Source organism: Acinetobacter sp. Root1280, assembly GCF_001425285.1.
GTDB classification, from domain to species: Bacteria; Pseudomonadota; Gammaproteobacteria; order Pseudomonadales; family Moraxellaceae; genus Acinetobacter; species Acinetobacter guillouiae.
Genome location: NZ_LMED01000026.1, coordinates 115740 through 139561, shown reverse-complemented (window position 1 = coordinate 139561; position 23822 = coordinate 115740). Strand labels below are relative to the sequence as shown.

Annotated in this window: 27 protein-coding genes; 11 read left to right on the top strand and 16 right to left on the bottom strand. The window is 38.8% G+C overall.

Translation table 11 applies throughout. From position 1 onward, the window contains the following. Positions 1 to 82: 82 nt before the first annotated feature. The 6 genes from ftsA to gshB all read right to left on the bottom strand — a co-directional run bounded on the left by ftsA (position 83) and on the right by gshB (position 7088). On the bottom strand, positions 83 to 1345 hold the full coding sequence (gene ftsA / locus ASC84_RS17810) for a cell division protein FtsA (RefSeq protein ID WP_004718623.1): 1263 nt from the start codon (positions 1343 to 1345) through the stop codon (positions 83 to 85). 63 nt (positions 1346 to 1408) lie between these two features. Next, entirely contained in the window at positions 1409 to 2263 is an 855-nt protein-coding gene (locus tag ASC84_RS17805; RefSeq protein ID WP_004718624.1) for a cell division protein FtsQ/DivIB, read from the bottom strand. A 4-nt stretch (positions 2264 to 2267) separates the two neighbouring features. Next, a complete protein-coding gene (locus tag ASC84_RS17800) occupies positions 2268 to 3197 on the bottom strand; it encodes a D-alanine--D-alanine ligase (RefSeq protein ID WP_056517162.1) in 930 nt (309 codons plus the stop codon). An 81-nt stretch (positions 3198 to 3278) separates the two neighbouring features. Then, positions 3279 to 4727 (bottom strand): UDP-N-acetylmuramate--L-alanine ligase, encoded by a 1449-nt coding sequence (gene murC / locus ASC84_RS17795; protein ID WP_056517161.1) that lies wholly within the window; start codon positions 4725 to 4727, stop codon positions 3279 to 3281. 13 nt (positions 4728 to 4740) lie between these two features. Beyond that, positions 4741 to 5838: an undecaprenyldiphospho-muramoylpentapeptide beta-N-acetylglucosaminyltransferase gene (murG, locus tag ASC84_RS17790; protein WP_056517158.1), complete on the bottom strand. Its 1098-nt coding sequence runs from the start codon at positions 5836 to 5838 to the stop codon at positions 4741 to 4743. Between the two features lie 305 nt (positions 5839 to 6143). Next, positions 6144 to 7088, bottom strand: a complete 945-nt coding sequence (gshB, locus tag ASC84_RS17785; RefSeq protein ID WP_056517155.1) for a glutathione synthase — start codon at positions 7086 to 7088, stop codon at positions 6144 to 6146. Between the two features lie 110 nt (positions 7089 to 7198). On the opposite strand from gshB, the gene ASC84_RS17780 reads away from it, so the two are divergent. From ASC84_RS17780 to ASC84_RS17770, 3 genes are read left to right on the top strand one after another with little or no spacing between them, the layout of a single operon-like run. Then, positions 7199 to 7399: a DUF3565 domain-containing protein gene (locus ASC84_RS17780; protein WP_035371612.1), complete on the top strand. Its 201-nt coding sequence runs from the start codon at positions 7199 to 7201 to the stop codon at positions 7397 to 7399. Positions 7400 to 7439: 40 nt separating this feature from the next. After that, the gene (locus ASC84_RS17775) at positions 7440 to 8141 is read left to right on the top strand and encodes a class I SAM-dependent methyltransferase (protein ID WP_056517153.1); all 702 of its coding nucleotides are present in this window, start codon (positions 7440 to 7442) and stop codon (positions 8139 to 8141) included. A gap of 16 nt (positions 8142 to 8157) precedes the next feature. Next, positions 8158 to 8868, top strand: a complete 711-nt coding sequence (locus ASC84_RS17770; protein ID WP_056517150.1) for a VanW family protein — start codon at positions 8158 to 8160, stop codon at positions 8866 to 8868. Positions 8869 to 8870: 2 nt separating this feature from the next. Here the strand turns inward: ASC84_RS17770 and ASC84_RS17765 are convergent, their stop codons facing one another. Together ASC84_RS17765 and pyrE are read right to left on the bottom strand one after the other, a co-directional pair. Further along, positions 8871 to 9404 carry a hypothetical protein gene (locus ASC84_RS17765; protein WP_004718640.1) on the bottom strand — a complete coding sequence of 178 codons (534 nt, stop codon included), beginning with the start codon at positions 9402 to 9404 and terminating at the stop codon, positions 8871 to 8873. A 75-nt stretch (positions 9405 to 9479) separates the two neighbouring features. Then, positions 9480 to 10130, bottom strand: a complete 651-nt coding sequence (gene pyrE, locus ASC84_RS17760; protein WP_004718641.1) for an orotate phosphoribosyltransferase — start codon at positions 10128 to 10130, stop codon at positions 9480 to 9482. 40 nt (positions 10131 to 10170) lie between these two features. Here pyrE and ASC84_RS17755 point away from each other — a divergent pair, with 40 nt between their 5' ends. Together ASC84_RS17755 and ASC84_RS17750 are read left to right on the top strand one after the other, a co-directional pair. Next, positions 10171 to 10989 carry an exodeoxyribonuclease III gene (locus tag ASC84_RS17755; protein WP_004718642.1) on the top strand — a complete coding sequence of 273 codons (819 nt, stop codon included), beginning with the start codon at positions 10171 to 10173 and terminating at the stop codon, positions 10987 to 10989. Positions 10990 to 11504: 515 nt separating this feature from the next. After that, entirely contained in the window at positions 11505 to 11861 is a 357-nt protein-coding gene (locus tag ASC84_RS17750; RefSeq protein WP_004718643.1) for a Spx/MgsR family RNA polymerase-binding regulatory protein, read from the top strand. 65 nt (positions 11862 to 11926) lie between these two features. Here ASC84_RS17750 and ASC84_RS17745 read toward each other — a convergent pair whose 3' ends face one another. Further along, positions 11927 to 12358, bottom strand: coding sequence for a DUF2147 domain-containing protein (locus ASC84_RS17745; RefSeq protein WP_004718644.1), 432 nt, complete (start codon positions 12356 to 12358; stop codon positions 11927 to 11929). A gap of 153 nt (positions 12359 to 12511) precedes the next feature. Here ASC84_RS17745 and ASC84_RS17740 point away from each other — a divergent pair, with 153 nt between their 5' ends. The 3 genes from ASC84_RS17740 to ASC84_RS17730 all read left to right on the top strand — a co-directional run bounded on the left by ASC84_RS17740 (position 12512) and on the right by ASC84_RS17730 (position 15731). Beyond that, on the top strand, positions 12512 to 13426 hold the full coding sequence (locus ASC84_RS17740; protein ID WP_056517147.1) for an alpha/beta hydrolase: 915 nt from the start codon (positions 12512 to 12514) through the stop codon (positions 13424 to 13426). A 330-nt stretch (positions 13427 to 13756) separates the two neighbouring features. Continuing rightward, positions 13757 to 14359 (top strand): GGDEF domain-containing protein, encoded by a 603-nt coding sequence (locus tag ASC84_RS17735; protein ID WP_004718646.1) that lies wholly within the window; start codon positions 13757 to 13759, stop codon positions 14357 to 14359. 256 nt (positions 14360 to 14615) lie between these two features. Further along, positions 14616 to 15731, top strand: a complete 1116-nt coding sequence (locus tag ASC84_RS17730; protein ID WP_224964554.1) for a GGDEF domain-containing protein — start codon at positions 14616 to 14618, stop codon at positions 15729 to 15731. A 14-nt stretch (positions 15732 to 15745) separates the two neighbouring features. Here the strand turns inward: ASC84_RS17730 and ASC84_RS17725 are convergent, their stop codons facing one another. The 4 genes from ASC84_RS17725 to ASC84_RS17710 all read right to left on the bottom strand — a co-directional run bounded on the left by ASC84_RS17725 (position 15746) and on the right by ASC84_RS17710 (position 18446). Then, complete coding sequence (locus tag ASC84_RS17725; protein ID WP_004718648.1) at positions 15746 to 16426, bottom strand: glutathione S-transferase family protein; 681 nt, start codon at positions 16424 to 16426, stop codon at positions 15746 to 15748. Between the two features lie 145 nt (positions 16427 to 16571). Beyond that, on the bottom strand, positions 16572 to 17339 hold the full coding sequence (locus tag ASC84_RS17720) for a transporter (RefSeq protein ID WP_004718649.1): 768 nt from the start codon (positions 17337 to 17339) through the stop codon (positions 16572 to 16574). Between the two features lie 15 nt (positions 17340 to 17354). Further along, positions 17355 to 17897: an ankyrin repeat domain-containing protein gene (locus ASC84_RS17715; protein ID WP_004718650.1), complete on the bottom strand. Its 543-nt coding sequence runs from the start codon at positions 17895 to 17897 to the stop codon at positions 17355 to 17357. A 195-nt stretch (positions 17898 to 18092) separates the two neighbouring features. Then, positions 18093 to 18446, bottom strand: a complete 354-nt coding sequence (locus ASC84_RS17710) for an HPF/RaiA family ribosome-associated protein (RefSeq protein WP_004718651.1) — start codon at positions 18444 to 18446, stop codon at positions 18093 to 18095. Positions 18447 to 18949: 503 nt separating this feature from the next. Between ASC84_RS17710 and ASC84_RS17705 the strand changes: the two genes are divergently transcribed. From ASC84_RS17705 to ASC84_RS17695, 3 genes are all read left to right on the top strand, one after another. Continuing rightward, on the top strand, positions 18950 to 19672 hold the full coding sequence (locus tag ASC84_RS17705; RefSeq protein WP_056517146.1) for an outer membrane protein OmpK: 723 nt from the start codon (positions 18950 to 18952) through the stop codon (positions 19670 to 19672). A gap of 113 nt (positions 19673 to 19785) precedes the next feature. Continuing rightward, a complete protein-coding gene (locus ASC84_RS17700) occupies positions 19786 to 20289 on the top strand; it encodes a GNAT family N-acetyltransferase (RefSeq protein ID WP_004718653.1) in 504 nt (167 codons plus the stop codon). A gap of 106 nt (positions 20290 to 20395) precedes the next feature. Beyond that, positions 20396 to 21142: a hypothetical protein gene (locus ASC84_RS17695; RefSeq protein ID WP_056517142.1), complete on the top strand. Its 747-nt coding sequence runs from the start codon at positions 20396 to 20398 to the stop codon at positions 21140 to 21142. Positions 21143 to 21204: 62 nt separating this feature from the next. Here the strand turns inward: ASC84_RS17695 and urtE are convergent, their stop codons facing one another. From urtE to urtC, 3 genes are read right to left on the bottom strand one after another with little or no spacing between them, the layout of a single operon-like run. After that, the gene (gene urtE / locus ASC84_RS17690) at positions 21205 to 21903 is read right to left on the bottom strand and encodes an urea ABC transporter ATP-binding subunit UrtE (protein ID WP_056517139.1); all 699 of its coding nucleotides are present in this window, start codon (positions 21901 to 21903) and stop codon (positions 21205 to 21207) included. A gap of 10 nt (positions 21904 to 21913) precedes the next feature. Continuing rightward, a complete protein-coding gene (gene urtD / locus ASC84_RS17685) occupies positions 21914 to 22738 on the bottom strand; it encodes an urea ABC transporter ATP-binding protein UrtD (RefSeq protein ID WP_171077748.1) in 825 nt (274 codons plus the stop codon). Positions 22739 to 22749: 11 nt separating this feature from the next. Next, a complete protein-coding gene (gene urtC / locus ASC84_RS17680) occupies positions 22750 to 23820 on the bottom strand; it encodes an urea ABC transporter permease subunit UrtC (protein ID WP_004718664.1) in 1071 nt (356 codons plus the stop codon). Positions 23821 to 23822: the final 2 nt, after the last annotated feature.

The following is a 23822-nucleotide window of genomic DNA, read 5'->3' as shown; positions in this document are numbered from 1 at the left end:
AGGATGCTGTTCATTGCAGAGCTTGTCAAGTATTGGACAGAACACTTACAACTTCCTAACAATATTCCCCAAAAAACCACACCTAAAAAATACCTTTTAATTTGTTATTTAAGGCATTCCAACCATTCACAATCCGATCAAAGAATGGTCTTCCACCTTGAACTTCAGGTTCTTCAATCGCCTCTTGCATGTCACTTTGACTAAACAAAAGTAACCCTGCTGCTGTAGCATACATTGAACGACGTAAAGATGGTAAATTCTGATCATCGGTCACCACTTGTAACGGTGGATTGCCTAAGTGTGCAGAGATACCCAACATACGACGAGCCAATGTCACCATGCCTTCAATCTGGCAAACATCACCTGTCAGTACGACACCATGATACAAACTTTGTAGTGCACTACGTTGTTCTAATTCGTATCGTACTTTACCTAAGATATCTTCATAGCGTGCGATAATAATTTCAGTCAACTCAATACGACTAATGGTTTGTGGGCCATCAATTGCCTCAAACTGAATCATATGATCCGGTTTAACTTGGTGAATATCAACACAACCATGCAGTAGCTTAATCCGTTCAGCTTCTTCAGTTGTGGTTTGCAACACTGTTGCAATATCACGTGTGACATTTTCACCACCACATTGAATGGTATGGGCTAATGCCAAATGCCCTTCAATATAGACTGCAATATTTGTCGTTCCAGCACCAATATCGAGCAAACAAACGCCATATTCCTTTTCATCTTTAAGCAAACTGCCTTCTGCAGTTGCTAAACAAGATACCACCATTTTTTCAACTGAAATATTGGCGCCTTTCATTGCACGATCCAAGTTCTGCATAGTACTGATTGGCATCATCATCAATTGATAATGGGCTGTCATACTATTGGCAGATAAATTGATTGGGTTCTGTACCCACTCACTTGAATCATCCAGCTCAAAACCTAAAGGCACTGCACTTGCTAAGTAATGATCGGCTGTCATATGACTGGCTTTAGCAAGCTCTAATGCACGCACCACTTCAGTTGTCGTAATGGTATGTTCTGAATTTGAAATCGGCGTACGACCAATCGCATAATGGCTTTGTAATTCGGTGCTTGGAATAGAAACCCAAGCTGAATGAATACGACACTCAGCCATATCTTCAGCTTCTTGAACGGCTTGTTTAATTGCATTTGTGACTTTATCAAGGCTCACAATTTTGCCTTTATTCATTCCTTTATTGCGTGCGCTTGCCATGCCAATAACCTGAATATTATCAGGGGCATGTACTTTACCAATCAGTACTGAAACTTTATGTGTCCCAATGTCAATTGCAACAACTGAGGGAACAGCTTCATTCATCACTTTGCTACCATTATCTTCATTGTTTATGTTTGGCTATATGCCTCTTTTTCAAGCCACGTATTATGGCTGTGCAACCATCCCACCTGCAACGCTTATGTCATTACTGGTTACAACAAACTGACCATTCACAATTTTTGGTGAAATAGAATTTCTCCATTGAATTGCCAAACCATTTCGGTAGCGCAAATCAATGGCGGAAATATTCGACCAAGTAGGTTTCAAATCAGTTTGTGCCAAGTGACTTAAACGTTGTAGCTTACTCATGGTTTGATCTTGATCTACGATCACCCGTAGTCCCGAATCAAACTGCATAAACCAAGTCATACGTTCAGTGAGATAAAGCTCTTTTAAACGTAAGTTGACTGGGTGAAATAATTGATTAATTTCATTATAGCGACGCATCATCACTTTGGATTGGCTGAGCGGCCCATGAAGCAATGGCAGGTTTGAATAATTCTTCGCCACCGCTTCTGTATAGACATCTCCAGCATCACTCAGTAATCGCCCGGTTCCCCAACGAGCGATTGCATGACGTGGCATAATCCGCACGCGAATACCATTTGGCCATGCCCGTGAAACCACAACACGATCCACCCATGATACTTCTAGTGCTTTATCTCGAATCTGTTCTAAATCCGAGGTGAAATAATTATTTTTAACAACAGGCGCCAAATGTTGTGTAATCGCTTGTGACTCTACCGATGAGGTGGTACCTACCACTTGAAGTGTGGCCACCCGAGCATCGGTAATCACCTTATACAGACCATAGATTCCTGCAAATAGCACAGCAATAGCAATGACCATAAGCAACCAGCTTCCCACGTTGAGAAGCTTTTCCTGACGTGTTGGCGGCTTATCGTGTATTGATGTAATTGCCGCACGTTTGCGACGCATCGAAGCAGGAAGTTGAGCCATAAACTTAGTGTGCTTGTTCCGTGAGCGTTTGCGCTAAAATCGCAACACACAATTCATCAAAGCTATAACCCACAGCTTTTGCAGCTTTAGGCACAAGTGAGTGACTGGTCATGCCAGGCACTGTATTCACTTCTAATAACCAGAAATGACCTTGTTCATCTAACATCGCATCAATCCGTCCCCAACCACTGGCACCGACTGCTTGGAAAGCACGTAAACACAATTCTTGTAAGTTCTTTTCTTCTGACTCGCTTAAACCACATGGAATACCATACTCCACGTCATTACGGTTATATTTTGCCTCATAGTCATAGAATGCAACATCAGCAGGCGGTTGCAAACGAATCACAGGTAATGGCAAACCATTGAGGAAAGAAATAGTGTATTCACGCCCCGTGATCCATTTTTCAGCCATCACCACAGCATCATGTACTGTAGCTTTTTCAATTGCAGCAGCAAGCTCTTCAGCTTTTTCAACCTTGCTCATACCAACACTAGAACCTTCATGTACAGGCTTAATGATTAATGGTAAGCCAAGGCTTTCAATCACTTCAGTTAAATCAGAATCTTTGGAAATAATACGATACGGTGCAGTCGGTAAATCTGAACCTTGCCAGATTTGTTTGGTCTTAACTTTGTCCATCCCAATCGCTGAACCCTGAACCCCTGTACCTGTATACGGTACATTCATCCATTCTAACGCGCCTTGGATTTGACCATCCTCACCACCACGACCATGCAATACAATAAATGCGCGATCATAGCCCACAAGTTCCGTCACACTACGCTCTTGTGGATCGAAGCCTTCAGCATTCACTCCCGAACGTAATAATGCTTCTAAAACAGCTTTACCACTATCTAATGACACCTCACGCTCAGCAGATTTCCCACCAAGCAATACCGCTACTTTGCCGAATTTAGAAGCATTTGACACGTTTAAATCCTTAAACTTATAAGTTAGTCAATTTAATTTCTAGGCTTTATTCAAATCCAAATTTAAACAAAGCCAAATCAATTATTTTAAATACAGTTGGTTTTGAGCCAATTCTACAGAAATTGCTCCCACGTTACCCGCACCTTGTGTTAATAACAAGTCATTCGCTTGTAACACTTTTTGTATCGCGTTCTGCAAATTGCCTTCCACTGGGTCAATCAAGATCGGTTCAACTTCGCCACGCAGACGAATACTCCGCGCCAAAGAACGACTATCTGCACCAACAATCGGTTTCTCACCTGCAGAATATACTTCTAACAACAACAATTGATCGACTTGTGACAACACATCTACAAAATCATCAAAACAGTCACGAGTACGACTATAACGATGTGGCTGGAACATCATCACCAAACGACGATCTGGATGGCTGGCACGTGCAGCTTTAATGGTCGCTTCAACTTCTTTCGGATGATGCCCATAATCATCTACAAGTTTTACAGTGCCTTCATCCAACTCAAACTCACCTTGAACTTGGAAACGGCGACCTACACCACTAAAGCTTTCTAAGGCACGTGCGATCGCAGCATCAGAAACACCTTCATCTGTTGCAATACCAATCGCAGCCAGTGCATTTAGAATATTATGCAAACCCGGAAGATTAATGGTTAAACGTAATGGTTCACGACCTTTACGCAATACCGTAAAGCTTGACTGCATACCAACTTGTTCAACGTCAATTGCTCGAATATCATTGTCTTCATTAAAACCATAGGTCAGCACTGGGCGACCAATACGTGGCATGATTTCACGAATATTGGCATCATCACCACAAACTACAGCCAAGCCATAGAACGGCATTTTCTGTAAGAATTTGATAAAGGTGTCTTTAAGTACATCAAAACTACCGCCATAGGTATCCATATGATCTGCATCAATATTGGTAACAATGGCCGCCATAGGCTCTAGATGTAAAAATGATGCATCTGATTCGTCTGCTTCTGCGACAATAAAACGACTAGCACCCAACGCTGCATTAACACCGGTACGGTTTAACAGACCACCGATCACATAAGTTGGATCCATGTTCTCTTCTGCCAACATGCAGGTCACTAAACTGGTTGTCGTGGTTTTACCATGGGTTCCTGCAACCGCGATACCATGACGATAACGCATCAATTCACCCAACATTTCTGCACGGCGCACTACGGGTATACGATTTTCAATTGCTGCTTTTACTTCTAAATTTTCAGGGTCAATTGCAGTAGAAACAACCAGTACATTTGCACCTTTGATATTGTCTGCCGTATGTCCAATAAAAACTTTAATGCCGTTTTCTTCAAGTTGAACCGTTGTTTTTGATGCCTTAATGTCAGAACCAGAAACCTTATAGCCTTGGTTTTTCAATACTTCTGCAATACCACACATCCCAGCGCCACCGATACCCACAAAATGGATATGTTTAATACGGCGCATCTCTGGAATTTTAATTAGGTTTTTTGCTTTATCAGCAGGGCTTGTTGGAGACATAATCAACTCTAACTTACAAATCTTGAATTAAACCAACCACACGTTGTGTTGCATCTGGTTGAGCTTGTTGACGAGCTTTTACCGCCATTTCCATCAATAATTGGCGGTTCATCAACGGTGTTAGTAAATCCTTTAACGAATCTGGAGTCATGCTCTGCTGCGGACAGATTTTCGCAGCACCTGTTTTCTCCAAAAATCGTGCATTGGCAGTTTGGTGATCATCCACCGCACTTGGTAATGGCACAAATACAGCCGCCACACCAGCAGTCGCCACTTCAGTGACTGTTAGTGCACCTGCACGACAAATAATTAAATCTGCGTTGCTATAGGCCAGTGCCATATCTTCAATAAATTGCTGAACCTCAACCTGTATATTTGCAGGTGCATCCGCATATGAAGCCTGTGTGGTCTCTTGTTTATTTTGCCCACACTGATGAAATACTTTTAATGGAACATCAAATTGTTTTAAGGCTTGAGGTACACATTCATTCAGGGCTTGCGCACCCAAAGAACCGCCAACAATTAAAATATGTAAGGGTTCAGCCGCATTTTCGCGTTCTTTATAACGAAAAGAAGGATTATAAATTGCGGTAATTTCTGCCCGTACAGGATTACCTGTTGTCACAATTTTTTCACTTTTCGGAAAAGTATCTGGAAATGCTTCGCAGACTTTTTTAGCAATTCTTGAAAGCTGGGTATTGGTAAAGCCTGCCACTGCATTTTGTTCATGAATAATCACAGGAATACCCAACAAACGTGCAGCCAAACCACCTGGCCCCGCAACATACCCCCCAAAACCAGCCACTGCATCGACATTGAGCTGTTTCATATAGCGCATTGCGCTCAAGGTTGCTTTTAAAATTTTAAAGGGTGCAGCTAATTTACGTACAATACCATTGCCACGTACACCTTGAATATCAATTTGATAGATTGGAATATCATGTTGTTTTAAAAGTCGATTTTCCATACCTGTCGGAGTCGCCAACCAAGACACTTGGCTGCCTTGTTGTTGCAATTCTTTTGCAACTGCCAGTGCAGGGAATACATGTCCACCTGTACCTGCCGCCATCATCATGATGTGTTTCGGTGTGCTTTGCTGGGGTTCGGTCACGGTCTAATTCTTCAATGCAAAAATAAATATTTAACGAATATCTTAAACAACCAATTGTAATCACAATCCGCTATGGGGAAAAGTTTATTTACTTTTTTTCACCAAGCCTTTCATTGTTTTTTTCTACTGATTTGAAAGTTTAAACTACTTTTATCATTAATCCGTTAAAAAAAGTGGAATTAAACGTTATTTTTTTATATTTCTCGATGATTTATCATTTTTATAGCCAATCGACAGCAAAAAAATAGAGCCGCGAAAGACTCTATTTTTTAGTTGAGATTTAGAATGCAGTATCCCAGCTTAAATTAAACTGACTGACCTGCTTCTAGTACATTAAACAAATCATCTGCAATTGAAGTACCAAATTGATCATCAATTTCACGAATACAGGTTGGACTGGTGACATTGATTTCAGTAACATAATTTCCAATCACATCTAATCCGACAAAAACCAAGCCTTTGGCTTTTAAGAATGGTCCAACTTTGGCTGCGATGGCTTTGTCATTTTCAGTCAATGGACGAGCTTCACCCAAACCGCCTGCTGCCAAATTCCCACGCACCTCACCATTTTGAGGAATACGAGCCAAGCAATAAGGTACAGGCTCACCATTAATCATCAAAATACGTTTATCACCATCCACAATTTCAGGGATATAACGTTGTGCCATAATCGGTTGTGTGCCATTTTCAGTTAAAATTTCAATGGTTGAACCAATATTGACGCCATCTTGATATAAACGGAAGATCCCCATTCCACCCATACCATCCAGTGGCTTAACAATAACGTCACCATGTTCTTTTAAGAATTCACGAATCAAACTTTGCTGTGAGGTCACTAAAGTGGGTACTTGTAGATCTGGAAATTGGGTCGCAAATAGTTTTTCATTACAGTCACGCAAACTTTGTGGTTTGTTAATAATCCACACCCCTTCACGCTCTGCCTGTTCCAAAATATAAGTGGTATAAACAAAGTTCATGTCAAAAGGCGGATCTTTACGCATCAACACCACATCATACGTTGCAAGCGACTCTTTGGCTTTTTCACCTAACTCATAGTAGTGATCATAATCTTCAAAAACCTGAAGCGGTGAAATCAAACCAAATGCTTTGCCTTGGTCAATATATAAATCTTGTTGTAATGCATAGCCTAACTCATGCCCTCGACGTGCAGCCGCCCATAACATTGCCATTGTTGAGTCTTTTTTCAGGTTTACACTTTCGATGGGATCCATCACAACAAGTACGCGCATATTGATGCTCTTATAAAATTTTGGATTGAATGCAGTATAGCGGAGAATCTGGTGTACTTTTTCGAAATTTCGCTAAACTCTTAGCAATTATTGTGAATATGATGATCGAAATGCAACAAGCCATTGTGGGATTTCATTTGGATGAGGAGCAACATTATGTTGCTGAACTTGCGTGTGGACATCAACAACATGTGCGTCATCTTCCGCCTTGGCAGAATCGTCCGTGGGTGTTGACAGAACAAGGACGGCAGGAAAAAATAGGCATGTTTTTAGCGTGTAAAACGTGTGATCTTCAACAAAATAGTTTATAAGTTGAATTAGTTTCTATTCGTCAATAAAAAGAGTTATTCAATGTCGAATCAACCTGACTCAGAGATTAAAAATTACTATAACGAACTTGCACACGACTACGATAACAACCGTTTTAACAACAGTTATGGGCAATATTTAGACCAACAAGAGCGTGCTTTTCTCAAGCGTATTCTCAGTAAAACAGCACCTACACATTGTATGGATATCGGTTGTGGTACAGGTCGTTTACTCGATTATGCCGATTACGGTGTAGATTTCAGCCCTGAAATGCTGAAAGTCGCTAGAGAAAAATATCCGCATAAAATCTTGCTTGAAGGCTCTCTGACTGAAATTCCAATCGAAAACCATCAGCTCGATGTCATTTATAGCTTTCATGTGATCATGCATCAAGACCATACAACCACAGAACAGTTTCTGAATGAGGCGCATCAAAAATTAAAAACCAATGGCAAGCTTATTTTTGATTTCCCCTCTGCCAAACGTCGACAAGCTGTAAAGCATCAACAACAAAGCTGGCATGCTGCTCATCAAATGACATTGGTAGAGATTGAAAAGCTGCTTGGCCCTCAATGGAAACTGGTTGAAAGTGAGGGCTTTTTATTTTTCCCTATCCATCGTATTCCAACGATTTTACGCCCACTGTTTAGAAGCCTAGACAGCTTGATGTGCCGTTCATTTTTAAAAGAATATGCATCATACTTGGTTGTCGTTTTAGAAAAACAACCGTCAGTAAACAATTAGAATAAGCAGGTGGAATATGCGGCAATATTTACCCAAATCATGGAAACTGCTTTATCAGTTATTACGCAGGTATTGTCGTGAACACCTTTTCTCGAAGCTACAGTTTGCCTTAAAACATCAAACACTGTGGCAATCAGACCAGCAAATTTCAACCCAACAAAGCATCAAGATAAATCATTATTTTGAAAATAAAACCCATAACATTGATCTTGCGATTCAGAGCATAAACGGTTTGGTCATTGAGCCAAATCAAATCTTTTCATTTTGGCATTTGGTAACAGCCCCGACGTTAAACAATGGCTTTAAAACAGGGCGTAATCTGGTCAATGGAAAAATTTCAGAAGATCTGGGTGGTGGGATTTGTCAAATTTCTTGCTTGCTCTATATCAATGCGTTAAAAGCGGGTTTAACCATCACAGAACGACATTCACATTCGATTGATATTTATCAGGAACATGAGCGCTTTACCCCTTTAGGCAGTGATGCAACTGTGGTGTATGGCTATAAGGACTTACAGTTTCAAAATTGTTTAGATCAGGCACTACAAATTCAAATTTTCAGACAACATGACCAACTGGTCGCCACCTTGGTCGCTCAGCAGCATTTAAAGGAATATACACTCAAATTTATTGTTGAAGATTCTAAAACCCATCGAATTGTCCGCACCTTGCAAGACCAAGAACAGATTGAGCAAAGTATCTACTTGCTCAATTCGCATGCTGATTAAGCTTATTTTTCTTGAAATTGTTGTTGGCTATTTTCTATCAGGTATTGATGTGCAGTCCGTGGATCACGCGGTAAAGCCAGTTTGACACGACAGCCCAACTCGATATCATCTTTTTCAAACACAATGATTTCAGCATCTAGCTCGATCGGGCGACCAATTTCAAAATCGGTTTGATCTAGACTTTCTCCCAATAAGTCTGCATATTTCTTTTCTAAGTGCCCAATGGTTAAATCTTGAATCATGACTTTAATTGAGTATTGTTGTCTCGAACATTCAGGTTCACGTTGAATACGTGATTTCTTGATATAACTGTTCTCAGATGCTCTTAACATCAATTCATTGATTAATTTTTTCTGGGCGTGCACGTTGATATTTAAAACCAGCTCAAACTGTTCTAAACCTTTCCATTGAAATGGATATTGCCGAAAAAACATATCCCGCTCAAATTGGTAACGTTGCCAACGTCGTTGGTCAATATGTTTGACCAGCATAATGCCAAGTACAGCAACCACGACGATTATCAATAGAATGAACATTTAAAATGGCACCTAATCCTTTATAGTCCATAAAAATAAGGAGCTTATGCTCCTTATCTTATCCTTTTTTTTAACTTATATACCATATTTCACACGGTAAGCTTCCATTTTTGCTAAAGCATCTTGCTCGCCTTTAGCATCTAGATAATCCATTAAGTCTTTCATGCTAATTAAAGCATGTACTGGAATCTCAAGTTCTTGTTGAACTTCTTGGATGGCAGACAATTGACCTTGCCCTTTTTCTTGACGATCTAGCGCAACCAATACGCCTGCAATTGTCGCACCTGCATTTTTAAGAATTGTGACAACTTCACGAATTGCGGTACCCGCTGTAATCACGTCATCAATAATCCAGACTTTTTTACCTTCTACTGAAGCACCAACCAATACACCGCCTTCACCATGGTCTTTGGCTTCTTTACGGTTAAAGCCCCAAGGCACACTTACACCATGTACTTGTGACAAAGCCACAGCTGTTGCTGCAACAAAAGGAATTCCTTTATATGCAGGTCCAAAGATCACTTCAACGTTGTTACATTGTGTTAATTTATCTGCATAACCTTGAGCTAAAAGCGATAATGCTTCACCATCGTTGAGTAAACCTGCATTAAAAAAATAAGGGCTCACACGGCCTGATTTTAAAGTAAACTCACCAAATTTAAGCACACCACGTGATAATGCGAGTTCGATAAAAGCTTGCGGGTTAAACTGAGCTGGCGTTGACATGAGGTGCTCCAAAATTCATACATTGAGGTTATGACTGCGCATGATACCAAAGAGTAGCTATCCAAGTGATCAAAAAATTTTAAGAGTTGTCTCAATTAACGTAAATGGCTTACGTTCATCCGTCACTAAAGGCCTACTTGAATGGATGGAAAAGTCAGATGCAGACGTGATCTGTATCCAAGAAAGCCGTATTACACATGAACAATGGACCGATAAATTCAAACCCGAAGGTTGGTTTACCCATCTGTTTCCTGCGGAAAAATCAGGCTATGCAGGTACAGCAATTTACAGTCGCTTGCCATTTAAATCGATCCAGAATGGTTTGGGTTTTGAACTTGCCGATAGCCAAGGTCGTTTTATTAGCGCAGAATTTGATGTCGGTTTAGCCAAGCCTGTGCATATCTGTTCACTGTATTTACCTTCAGGTTCATCAGGTGATGAAGCACAAGCCCGTAAAGATCACTTCTTAGAAGAATATCGAAAAATTTTAAAACAATGGCGCGATGAAGATAAGTCGATCATTGTATGTGGCGATTACAATATTGTGCATAAACGAATCGATATTAAAAACTGGTCAGGCAACCAAAAATCTTCAGGTTGTTTACCGCATGAACGTGCTTGGTTAGACCATATTTATGACGAACTGGGCTATGTCGATACATTTCGTGAAGTACGTAAAGAAGCTGAAGTATATTCTTGGTGGTCCAATCGTGGACAAGCGCGTGCTAAAAATGTCGGTTGGCGAATTGATTATCAAGCATGCTCACCTGACTGGAAAGATCGCACAGTCAATGCCTGGGTCTATAAAGATGAATGGTATAGCGACCATGCCCCTGTGATTATTGATTATCAAATTTAAACAGACCATTGCTCAATTTTTATCTAAAAATTGAGCAATTTTGTGAACAAGTGTTCACTGATTACAGGGTAATAACTTACAAATTTTGTCGTGTTATCTTATATTTTCTTCATATCAACAAGCGCATTATACACGCACGGCACAGGGACATTGTCAGGATGACAGCAAAAGGATAGGACGCCGTAGGAAGAAAAGGAAATAAGTATTTTGAATATTTATTTTTCAAGGATGTGACATTGGACGTTGTAATGAGACCCGCATAATCAGGATGATTAGATGCGGGTTTTCTCTTTTTTTAATTTCAATTTTTTTTAGTTTCATTTTTTATTTTTAAAATTTAAATCATTTAGTCAGCCAGTCTGCTGCTCGCTTCAATAAAATATTAAGCGCAAATTGTTAAATTCTGATGACAGCAATCATGCCTTTTAAAATATTTTATCTATTCTTATACTGTACATATTGGCAATTTTGCTACTCTTTCTGTCAAATCAAACAATTGAATATTAGGTTAAGACATGTTGAAAATTTATGGAATCAAAAATTGTAACTCCATGAAAAAAGCTTTTGATTTACTGACTGAACTTGGCTTGAGTTATGAGTTTCATGATTATAAAAAACAAGGCATAGATGCAGAGACGGTTAAACAATGGCTCGATCATATTGGGCAAGATCTTGTGCTCAATAAAAAAGGCACAACGTGGAAAAAACTCAGTGAACAAGAACAGCAACTAGCTTTGTCGAGTGAACAAGCACTGATTCAAGCGCTTACCACACACACCAGTTTAATCAAACGCCCTGTGATTGATCAAAATGGCCAATATGTAATTGGTTTTGATGAAGATAAAATTAAAGCTTTAAAACTTACAACATAAAAATAATCGAGCAACAAAAAGCCTGATCAATAGATCAGGCTTTTTGTTGCAGTGAATCAATCTGCTTAGTTTGCACGCACCCAAGTTTGGTTGCGACCTAAAGCAGAAATACCCATATAACCACGTAACTTTAACTGATTACCAGCAAGTTCACCTTTGAGTTTATAGGTCTTGCCATTTTTAGGATCTAGAATCGTACCATTGTCATAGTTTTTACCACCGACATTTTTTAAACCATTGACAATCGTCACGCCTTTCAATGATTTATTGTGGTAAGGGCCTTCACATTTGGTACAAGTATTTTCCTCACCTGGTGTTAAAATACTTTGAATTGTTGCCGTCAATGTTCCATTTTTTTGTTCAGTGAATTTCACAATTGCTTTTGGCTGTTTCGTTGTGTCATCAATTGTTTTCCAAACTGTTCCATTGAGTGGATCCGCAGCATTTGCAAGAACTGTTGCTGATAATAAGCCTAATGCAAGTACAATTTTTTTCATTGTTTTGTTTTCCCTAGTCTAATTGACACTTTATAGTATCAAAAATTTACGTCGATTTAGCAATTCTTGAATGTGACTATATAGTGTACCCTTGTAACAAATGTTGATAAATCAACAAAAATAAAGTCAAAAGTTTAACAATATGGAAGGAACATGAAGATTAACCCAGCTCTGAAACAATATCTTACAGAATCTATTCTTAAATCTAGCTTCAAATTTCCAAGTCGTTTCAATCTTCCCCCGGCAACTGCACGTTTTGGAATAGAACAACTTGCACGTGTTTTTCCACAACGTAAAGATGTACAGATCCGTTCTTTGCGCATTGCGGGGATTCGGGCAGAAGAAATTAAACCGCAAGCGCATGCGACTCAAATGATTTTTCATATTCATGGTGGAGCGTTTTTTGTCGGTTCTATCAAAACCCATCGGGCTTTTTTATCTGAAGTTGCTGCACGTACACAAATGCAAGTTTTACATGTCGATTACCCGCTCGCACCTGAAAGTAAATTCCCTGAAGCAAGTGATGCGATTTATGATATTTATCAGCAACTTTTAGATCAAGGCGTGCTAGCGAAAGACATTATTGTGTCAGGTGATTCTTGTGGAGCGAATCTGGCTTTGGCACTCGCATTACGAATCAAAGAAGAAAATAAGCAACAACTCCCTAGCGCTTTAATCCTAATGTCACCCTTCTTAGACCTGACCTTAACAGGCGAGTCTTTACGCTATAATCAGAAGCATGATGCTTTACTGTCAATCGAAGCACTTGAATCTGGTATTGATTTTTACGTACCGAAAAACATGGATCGTTCTTTACCCCCACTTTCGCCTATTTTCGGAGATTTTGCAGGGTTGCCTCCAACCTTGGTTCAAATTGGTTCTAAAGAAATTCTTTTGTCAGATGCGCAACGTTTCGAAGAAAAAGCCAAAGCTGCTGGTGTCCAAGTCAATTACAAGCTATATACGGGAATGTGGCATAATTTCCAAATGTTTAGCCCATGGTTTGATGAAGCAAAACAATCTTTAGCAGATATTGCTGAATTTGCTCATAAAATTGACAAAGATTGATCCCAATATTGACCAAATAATGAACAACAGATGATTTTAAAAACCAAACTGTTGTTCATCTTTAAAAATAAAATAATCAATTTAAAAAATGAGCATTCACTACAATAATAACCATACAATTCATTGAAACTATATTGCTTGTCAGATTTATGTTTAGTGCTTTTTCAAATTTCAACAGACTCTTAACCTATACTACAAAATTAATCACATTTTTTTAAATTATGTATATATCCTTCAAGTATTTACTTAAACTTTAGTTTGAGTTTAAGTCAATAAATTGCTACATTCTAGGCATCAACAATAAAAATCCAAGTGTGGATGGATTAGATTATGCGTAATAAAATTTATTCCGAAAAACGACGTAAAATTCATTCATTATTCAATCAAGTATTGAAACACTCATTTATTGCCAAATTAATATATAAAAACCAACTGAGTAACAGTTTGGAAATCGACCCACATACAGGTATTTATAATCAGTTTGCAATTAATACCTATTTAAAAGAATTACATCCTCAGACTGATTCTAACTTTGGTATCATTTTGCTTAGTGTTGATAACTTGTGTGAAATCAAGAACAAATACAATCTAAAAATTGCACATAAAGCTTTAGCGGCTATAGCCCAAGAGTTATTACAAAATATCCGTGAAACTGACCTTGTTGGCCGCTATAGCGAATCTGAATTTATTTTAATTCTCAGTGATGTTACTCAGGATCAAGCACGTCATATCGCAGATCGTCTATCACGTTTAATTAATCATTATGATTTAAAGATCAACAACAAAGTCATCCCACTTCAAACAAGTTGTGGTGCATCTGTTTCTAAACATGACAGCATGAGTAATGCAGTGTTACAACAAGCAGATCAAGCATTATATATTGCGAAAACCAATCGTAAACCTTGTTATTCGGGCACAGGTGTTTTGTCTTAAAACATCTGTATATTTAAAAATTAATTACACCACTATTTACTTTATATTAATAATAAAATACCTGTTTATTAACAAATAAATGATAACAATTCTTTGTTTTAATAAATTTTAATCACTATAATTTAAAAAATTATTAATCAGTACTTAATGAATTACAGCTTGAAAAACCCTGGAATAATTATGAATGAAGGTATCGAATATAAGACTTAATCATTACTGGCAAAAGCTGAAACAACAATTAGATTCAAATATCATTATGAATTGGAGCAGTTTACATAAATGTATCTTGATTCTGTTCCTGACTGTTGCCCTTCATTTATCATGGATTGTATGGAAAATTTTTATCCTGTTAAATCCAGAAACTTGGCAATGGGTCAATATCTCCTTGATTCGTTCACAACTTGTGGTCAATGCTGGCTCAACCCTACTGCTTTTTTTTCTGATTGCATTTTGTTATTTCTTTCAAAATAAAAAATGGGCGAACACTATCCTCCCCCATATTGTCATCAGTATTTTTATTCTTTTAATGCTTGCTGATGGTTTCCTCGTTGGTATCTATAGTCCAGCTACTGTTTTTGCATTTGTTTGTATTTCTGGTGTGGGTTTAATCTTATTCAATAGAAAAATTATTTATCTGCAAATTAGCACTGCACTACTGTTCTATATTTCAATGATGCTTTGTACTTATTGGCGCATCATTCCGTATGCCCCAATTTTTAATACACATATATTAGAAAATAATCGGCATGATAACCCGTTCTGGGTAGGAACAATGCTATATTTTATTATTCCTATTTTAATTGTATGTTTGATTTTATGTGAGATTTTACTGTCTCAGTGGCGACATAGAGAGTCATTAATCAAAAAACTCAGTGAAATTGACCCACTGACCAATTTATATAATCGTCGTTTTTTTAATGAAAAGCTTGATGATATCCAAAATAAGCAAACCGAATATGCCATTATCTTGATTGATATTGATCATTTCAAAGAAATCAATGACTTATATGGACATCATTTTGGTGATGAAGCATTGTGTCAAGTTGCCAAATTATTATCATCTCACATTCGTCAGTCGGATATTGTGGCTCGTTATGGCGGTGAAGAATTTATTATTGCCTTACCTGAAACCTCTTTAAACATTGCTCAAGCACTTGCTGAACGCTGTCGATTGGCGATTCAAAACCAAGTGCTTGAATCCCTTGATCATCATTATGTTCAGCTGACCGCCAGTTTTGGTATTGCCACCTCCAGTGACGATGACAATATTAGTAAAATTATTCATCTGGCAGACAAAGCGCTATATCGGGCCAAACAGTCTGGGCGCAATCAAGTACAGCTCTACCGCGCTCAAATCAATGAAATAGCTTAGCAGTATTCAATAGATTAAACCTGACTGCGATATTGCTCTTCACATGCTACAAATCGAAATTCTGCTTGCGCTTCTGCTATCCATTGCTGTACAGCAGGGACGGCTAATATCTTGTCGATATAACGTTGACTGTTTGCTGATACTGCAATGCCATAACCCATAAACCGCATCACAACTGGCGCATAAAAAGCATCGACAATAGTAAACTCATCACCACATAAAAAACTGTCAGAGTCTGGTCGCTCCGACCATAATTGTTCAATCCGTTTTACATCTTGCTGTAGTTTTAAATTTTCCTGCCAAAGCTGTGCACCAATATGCTTTAAATCAGCATCTAAATTCATATCACAACAACTACGCAAAGCCATAAAACTACTGTGCATTTCAGCGGACATCGATCTTGCGCGTGCACGTTGTTTTACATCTTGAGGCCACAATTGTTTTTCAGGAAACTTTTCTGCCAGATATTCACAAATCGCCAAAGAATCCCAAACTAAAAAGCCATCGTCTACTAAAGCTGGAACTTTGCCAGTTGGGTTTATTTTTAAAATACTTTGTTTAAATTGGCTATCGAGGTCAAAGTGATCAAAAGGGATTAGGTGCTCTGTAAATGAAATATTAAAATGCTGAATCACTAACCATGGACGCATCGACCAAGTCGAGTAATTTTTATCACCAATAAACAGTTCTAACATTTTAATACTCCTGTGTTTATTGCTTATTTTGAACTCAGCATACACAAGATAAGACTATTCTAAAAGCATTTCGAAAATTGCTCGCTTTGAAAACAAATCAAGGAGTAGATCAACTACTCCTTGACGATGTATCAGACTGAATTGATTAGAATAAGAATGCCACACCTAAACCAGCTTTATAACTACGGTCTCGCCCTTCCAAATCGACACCCACACTTCCATCAAGTTGGGTACGCTCATTAACCGCATAGATCAAACCAGAGCCTAGACCATACTTATAGTTTTGGCTTTCTGTTTTTGAATAGACAAACTCAGAGAACCCTGAAAGATTACCAGCAATTTTATAACCGACAGTAGGTACAGCGGTCACTGACCAATGCCCATCTTGCACAGCATAGTTCATGGTGATTCCAGTATTGACCAAATCATTATACTGATAATCTAATGATGTGCCGATGCTATAAATATCATCTTCTTCACTAAAACCATCATTGCCCGTTGCAATCAAGGCTTGAGCCAAAATAGCCATGGATAATTTATCATCTTTTAAGTCGATGGCTTTTTTAATCCCAATAGAAACATCACCTAAACCAGAGTCATCCTCTTTAATGCCTCTATATTTGGTTTGAGTCCAAGCTGGACCCTGCCAGCCTAACTGTAACTCCATACTAGAGGTTAAACCAGTACGGAGCAGCATATCACCATTGAGGGTTACAGTTTTTGCTTTTGCGCCATCTACTTTAGTTTCTGTATAGGTTGCACTTGGTAGACCTTGCTCCCAAGCCAATTGACCCACTGGCGTGATTCCTGTTCCAAAACCAGTTCCAGGACGATCAAAAGAAAATTCTGCTGCCATTGCGCTTATACTTAGACTCGAAGCAAGGGCTAATGTGATTCTATTTAAAATTGCCATATGAAGACTCAAAATTTACGATAATTCTTTGGACATTTTCGCACCGCGACTACGTAGTAACTCTAAAGATTCTTTCTCTTCAGGTAAAGCCTGAGACCAATCTATTTGATCAAATTCACAATCAAAGAACAAATCACTGATCGAGGATAAAATAGTCTTACCTTCTTCATCTTTGGTGTTCGGGTCAACCTTATGATCTAAAAGCTTATGAATTGCAGGTACACAGGCTGCGCTTGCTGCATCCCACAGTGGACCATAGCACTCTTCAGTGTCCCACAAATAAAAGTTTGCTTTGGCATTAATTAAAGCATCCAAAATATCTAAATGCGGTTGTAAATCTTGTGCTTTTTGTTCTGCCGTTAAAGGATGACCTGCTTCATAGGCATCACAAATTTTTTCCCACCATTTAAACAATCCATCTGACCAAATTGAAACAGCTGGTCCTTTTTCAGGTTCCATAAAGTTAGGATCAAATCCATCTGCAAGCAAACGTTTGACTTGAGCAAGGTCTAAATCTTCTAAAGCCTGTATAAAGACTTGTTGTTGTGCTGATAACATTTTGATCTCACTATTCTATTCCTATACAACATTATGACGAATATTTTTAAAATAGCTTTGAAAAATTTTAATCGTGTCGCTTTTATTTTATAAATGGCATTTATTGTTCATTTATGACAAAGAAGATAATCAAGGACTGTTTTAAAACCATAAAATTGAAGACCATAAAAAAGCCCCGAAGGGCTTTTTATCAGATCATGCTTCATCTGCATCAGCAAGTTCTAGTTTTCCACCACGTGGATTTTCAATTTTTTCTAATACGTGCTCTAGGCTACGCTTTACGCGATCTATCGCACCGTGTAATGAAAGATCAATGTTTTTCGCTCGATGTTTTACCACGACTGGCTTCAAACCTGCTGCTTTGACTTCAATCATACATTGGATATCATCCGCCCCACCTTTGTCACCGTTCTCATCACTGATATGAACTGAAAACTGGGTAATACGTTCGCTATGACGTTGGAATTCTTGATTTAGCTCATCGCGTACGTAAGTAATTAAACGATCACTATTTCTAATATTTTTATCTGTACGGATTTCTATATTCATAAAAAACATCCTCTTTCTAATCAAAAAACGAGTGCAAAACTTATATTTTCGGCACACTTTGCGCCTGCTGTATAAGACAGCTTTTCACCTACAATAAATTGGAACCGTAACTCCTCTATTGCAAAGATGAACACTTTTAACGATCTGCAGATAGGTGTTCTTATACATTCAATATCAGGCCATATTGGAAAATATGCAAGTAGATTTTTAACTTTTTTATGAAAAGAATATGAAAAATGACATCTTGTTACGTTACTTTATAATTAAATGATTTAATTGATTTTTTAATGACTAATTCTGACTAAAAACATCAACTATGTTTAATTCTTAAACTTTTAATGGATATAAATTTTAAATCTTTGCTTTAAATATGCGACTCACGTTTTAAAACATTTCACCTCTTGATGTTTACATATTTATTTTCATTCCATCTAATTTTCGCTTTATTTTTATTTAAGAATCTGTATTCTTGAAGCGCTTTTCTTGGGGGAAAGGAAGAATTCATGAAACTTACACAAATTGCGGCTATCTGCGCATTCGCTTCAACTGCAACTTTGGCTCAAGCTGCGCCTGTTTGGCAAGATTTTAGTATTACTGGTCTTTATGGTGAAAACTATGAACTAACACCAGATGAGAAACAATCTACCATCACTTTTGAGTATGCTGCCAAACTTAAATACGGTGATTTCTTTGCCTTTGCTGACCGTACCAACAGTGATGGTCAGTCGGATACTTATTTTGAGGTTTCTCCACGTCTTAGCTTAGGCGCTGTTTCTGGGAAAAAACTTGAATTAGGCCCAATTAAAGACGTATTAATTGCGACCACTTGGGAAGGTGGTAAAGACATGAACAACTACCTATACGGTGTTGGTGTTGATTTAGCCATTCCTTATTTTCAATATGCGCAATTAAATTTCTACCGTGCCAATAATGAAATCCAAGAAGATGACTATCAATTGACATTTACCTATGGAATTCCATTTAAAATTGCATCTGAAGAATTCCTTGTGGACGGTTTCCTTGATTGGTCAACTGCAGAAAAAGATCAAGTTGCACACTCAAGCGAGTTGAACTGGACGACACAATGGAAATGGAATGCGGGTAAACACATTTCTCCAGATACCCGTCTATATCTTGGTGTTGAACACTCTGTATGGCACAACAAATACGGTGTTCCAGGCAAAGACGAAAATAATGTCAGCGCTTTAATCAAGTATCATTTCTAAGACTGAGCTAAATCCATTGATCAGAAAGCAAAACTTCGGTTTTGCTTTTTTTATTGCCCTTAAAAATAAATCTTTTTAGAATACCCCTATCAATTTTCCATTGACCTGTATCCATGAATTTTCAGATCCGCCCTGCTCAAGCTTCTGACCTAACTGAGATTATGCGTATTTATAATCATGAAATTGCAACAGGTTTAGCAACATGGAACAGCCAATTAAAGACTTTCGCAGATTACCAACAGTGGTTTCTAGAATTACAACAACAGCAATTTCCACTTTTTGTTGCTGAAGAAACAGCGACTCATGCCATTGCAGGCTATGCCGATTATGCAAGCTTTAGAGCAATCAACGGTTATCTATATACAGTTGAGCACTCTGTTTATATCGACCCAGAATTTACTCGACAAGGACTCGGCAAACGCTTAATGCTGAAATTGATTGAACATGCTCAACAGCACAATATCCACGTTATGGTTGCTGCAATTGACCATGAAAATACTGGTTCGATTTATCTACACCAACAACTCGGATTTAAACAAACAGGTTACATGCCACAAGTCGGACAAAAATTTGGGCAGTGGCGTGATTTGGTGTTGATGCAATTAAATTTTGATTAAAATAGAGCAGTATTTATACAGCATCCGTCGTAAATTTTTTTTGTCGCTTTTTCAAAATCTGTTGTATAACCATAAACAATATTGCTGAACTTCAGAGCGAATATCGATGAATAAAATGATAATCAGTCTATTGGCACCATTTGCATTGATACTTAATACAGCAAGCCATGCTGCTGACTACGACTACGATGAACAAAATATAAAAAAGGGTTGTGCCAAACTCAGTCAATATCGTAAATTGGGACAAAAATTTTACGACCAGAAAAACTATAAAAAAGCGCTTGATCAGTTTCAAAGACAAGCATCTTGGAGTGCTTTTTGTCAGTCTGTGGGTGAAGAAGACACTGGCATTCGGGTTTCAGATAATGACATCGACATTGCCAATAATAATGTGGGTTTAACGTATAGCAAACTCAATCAACCCTTATGGTCAAGAGCGTGGTTTCAAATTAAACCCACAAAAACCAGTCAATTTAATTTAAAAAAGTTAGTAACACCAAAACCAAACAATGACTTAACAGGAGAATATGCCAGTTATGCAGGTTTTGGCGAATGGAATAATATCACCATTAAAAAACGTGATCAGAAATATCTCATTCAATTCACTGGTCTATGGATGGGTGCTCGAAGCCTACTTTATGGTCCAAATATTGGCGAATTTGAAACAGAAATGCCACTTCATGCCAAGAAAGCAAGCTATCGTTTTGAAAATTGTCAAATTGACATCAATTTCACCTATAACTCCTCTTTAGGCAATTTTATTAAAGTGAAAGAATTAAATGAACAAGCCGATTGTGGCTTTGGTATGAATGTTTCATCAACAGGCTATTATCAGAAAGTTGAGCCTCAATAATATAGGGTTTAACCACACCTCCCTTGACTCAGGGAGGTAAACAAAATGTTTTCACGATTCTGTTAAATCGCCACTAAATCACGAATCCCCTTTTCAGGCATTTCTTCACCGATGCCTTGTGCAACCACTTGACCACGTGCCATCACGGTATAGTTATCGGCCAGCTCCTCGGCAAAATCATAGAATTGCTCTACAAGTACAATCGCCATTTCGCCACCATCTGCCAATTTTCGAATCACTCGACCAATATCTTTAATAATCGAAGGCTGAATTCCTTCGGTCGGCTCATCTAAAATCAAAACTTTCGGCTCCGATGCTAAAGCACGTGCAATGGCTAATTGCTGTTGCTGTCCACCCGATAAATCACCGCCACGGCGATGTTTCATTTCGTCTAAGACAGGAAAAATTTCATATAAATGCTCAGGAACTTTACGGGTTTTTGCGCCTGAAAACTTCGCCATGCCGATCAAAATATTTTCCTCTACAGTCAGGGTTGAGAAAATATCACGCCCTTGAGGAACATAGGCCAAACCCGCGCGTACACGCTGTTCAGGGCTCATTTTAGCAATGTCTTTGCCATCCAATAAGATTTGCCCAGACTTAATCGGTAAAATTCCCATCAAACATTTTAATAAGGTGGTTTTACCCACACCATTCCGTCCCAAAACCACAGAACACTCACCAATCGGCGCAGTTAAAGTCACATCACGGAGAATGTGACTGCCCCCATAAAATTGATTGACGTCTTTTATTTCTAGCATATTGCTCCCCTTAACGTCCTAAATACTTTTCAATCACATCTTCATTGGCTTGTACTTCCGCCAAGGTTCCTTCTGCAAGAATGGCACCTTGTGCCAGCACAGTAACTTTCTCACTGATGGTGTCGATAAAGCTCATATCGTGCTCGACCACAATCAAGGTATGATTCTTTTTTAATTCCAAACATAACTCTGCTGTGCGTTCAGTTTCAGCATCGGTCATTCCCGCTACAGGTTCATCCAACAAGATCAGTTTAGGCCGTTGCATCAACAACATGCCAATTTCTAGCCACTGCTTTTGACCATGTGATAACAATCCCGCAGGCTTTTGAATAAACTCTTGTAAACGAATCTGTTGCAACGACTCATCCAAAGCCAACTGTGCATCGGGACTTAGCTTGCTAAAAAAACTTTTTTTCACGGTTTTGTCTTTTGGTGCAGCAAGGAGCAGATTTTCCATCACTGTAAAATTTTCAAATACAGTCGGTTTCTGAAACTTACGACCAATACCCGCTTCTGCAATTTGTTCAGTACTCATTTTGGCAAGATCATAGTTTTGACCAAAAAAGGCAGAACCTTCGGTAGGACGTGTTTTACCAGTGATCACATCCATCAATGTGGTTTTTCCCGCACCATTTGGCCCAATAATGCAGCGCAACTCCCCTTCTTCAATGTAAAGAGACAAATCATTTAAAGCGCGGAAAGAATCAAACCATACACTGACTTTTTCTAAGTAAAGTGCAATACCATGGCTGAAATCGGCACCTTCAGCTTTAGGACGACCATAGCCCTCACCGATTTGACCACCATGTTGCGAATTTAAGCCCAAATCTGACAATAGCTCTGACATTAGTGATCCTCCTTTTTAAAGCGCTCAAGCAATCCAATCACCCCTTTAGGGAGGAAGATGGTTACAACGATAAATAATGCACCAAGGATCAATAACCATATTTCAGGATATGCAACGGTAAAATAGGTTTTAACTCCATTGATCAGACCTGCACCTAGAATTGGGCCAATCAATGTGCCACGACCACCTGCTGCAACCCAAACCGCCATTTCAATCGAATTCACAGGATTCATTTCGCTTGGATTAATGATGCCTGCTTGTGGGACATACAATGCACCTGCAATTCCGGCAATCACCGCTGAAAGGACCCATGCCGACAGTTTGTACCACAGGGTACGATAGCCTAAATATTGCAACCGGTTTTCGCTATCACGGATTGCCCCCAACACTCGACCATAAGGCTTATTCATTAAACTACGTAAGCCGATAAAGCTCAGTAACAACACTAAGGCCGTAAGGAAACACAATGTTGCTCGCATAGAAGCAGAGGTAATATCCATCCCAAGAATGGTTTTAAATCCAGTAAAGCCATTGTTCCCGCCAAAACCTGTTTCATTGCGGAAAAACAACAGTGCAGCAGCAAAAGTCATGGCTTGGGTGATAATCGAAAAATACACACCTTTAATTTTGGAACGAAATGCAAAGAATCCAAAGATAAAGGCAATCACGCCTGGTACCAAAATCACCAAAGCCAAAGCCCATAAGAAATGCTGGGTTCCGACCCAATACCAAGGCAGCTCAGTCCAACTGAGAAAGCGCATAAAGTCAGGTAATTGCTCGCCTGCTGACTCTCGCATCAGGTACATACCAAAAGCATAACCACCCAAAGCAAAATATAACCCATGCCCCAGACTTAGAATGCCGGCATAACCCCAGACCAAATCCAAAGCCAGTGCAACCAAGGCGAGACACATGATTTTACCAATCAAAGTCACCCAATATGCTGAGAGGTGTAAGGCTGAATCTTGTGGTAACACATGAAACCACGGCAGAATCAGCATCACAGCGAAACATACAGCAATGGCAATTGCACTATAGGGTTTATCTGAAAGTAATGATGTGATTTTCATAG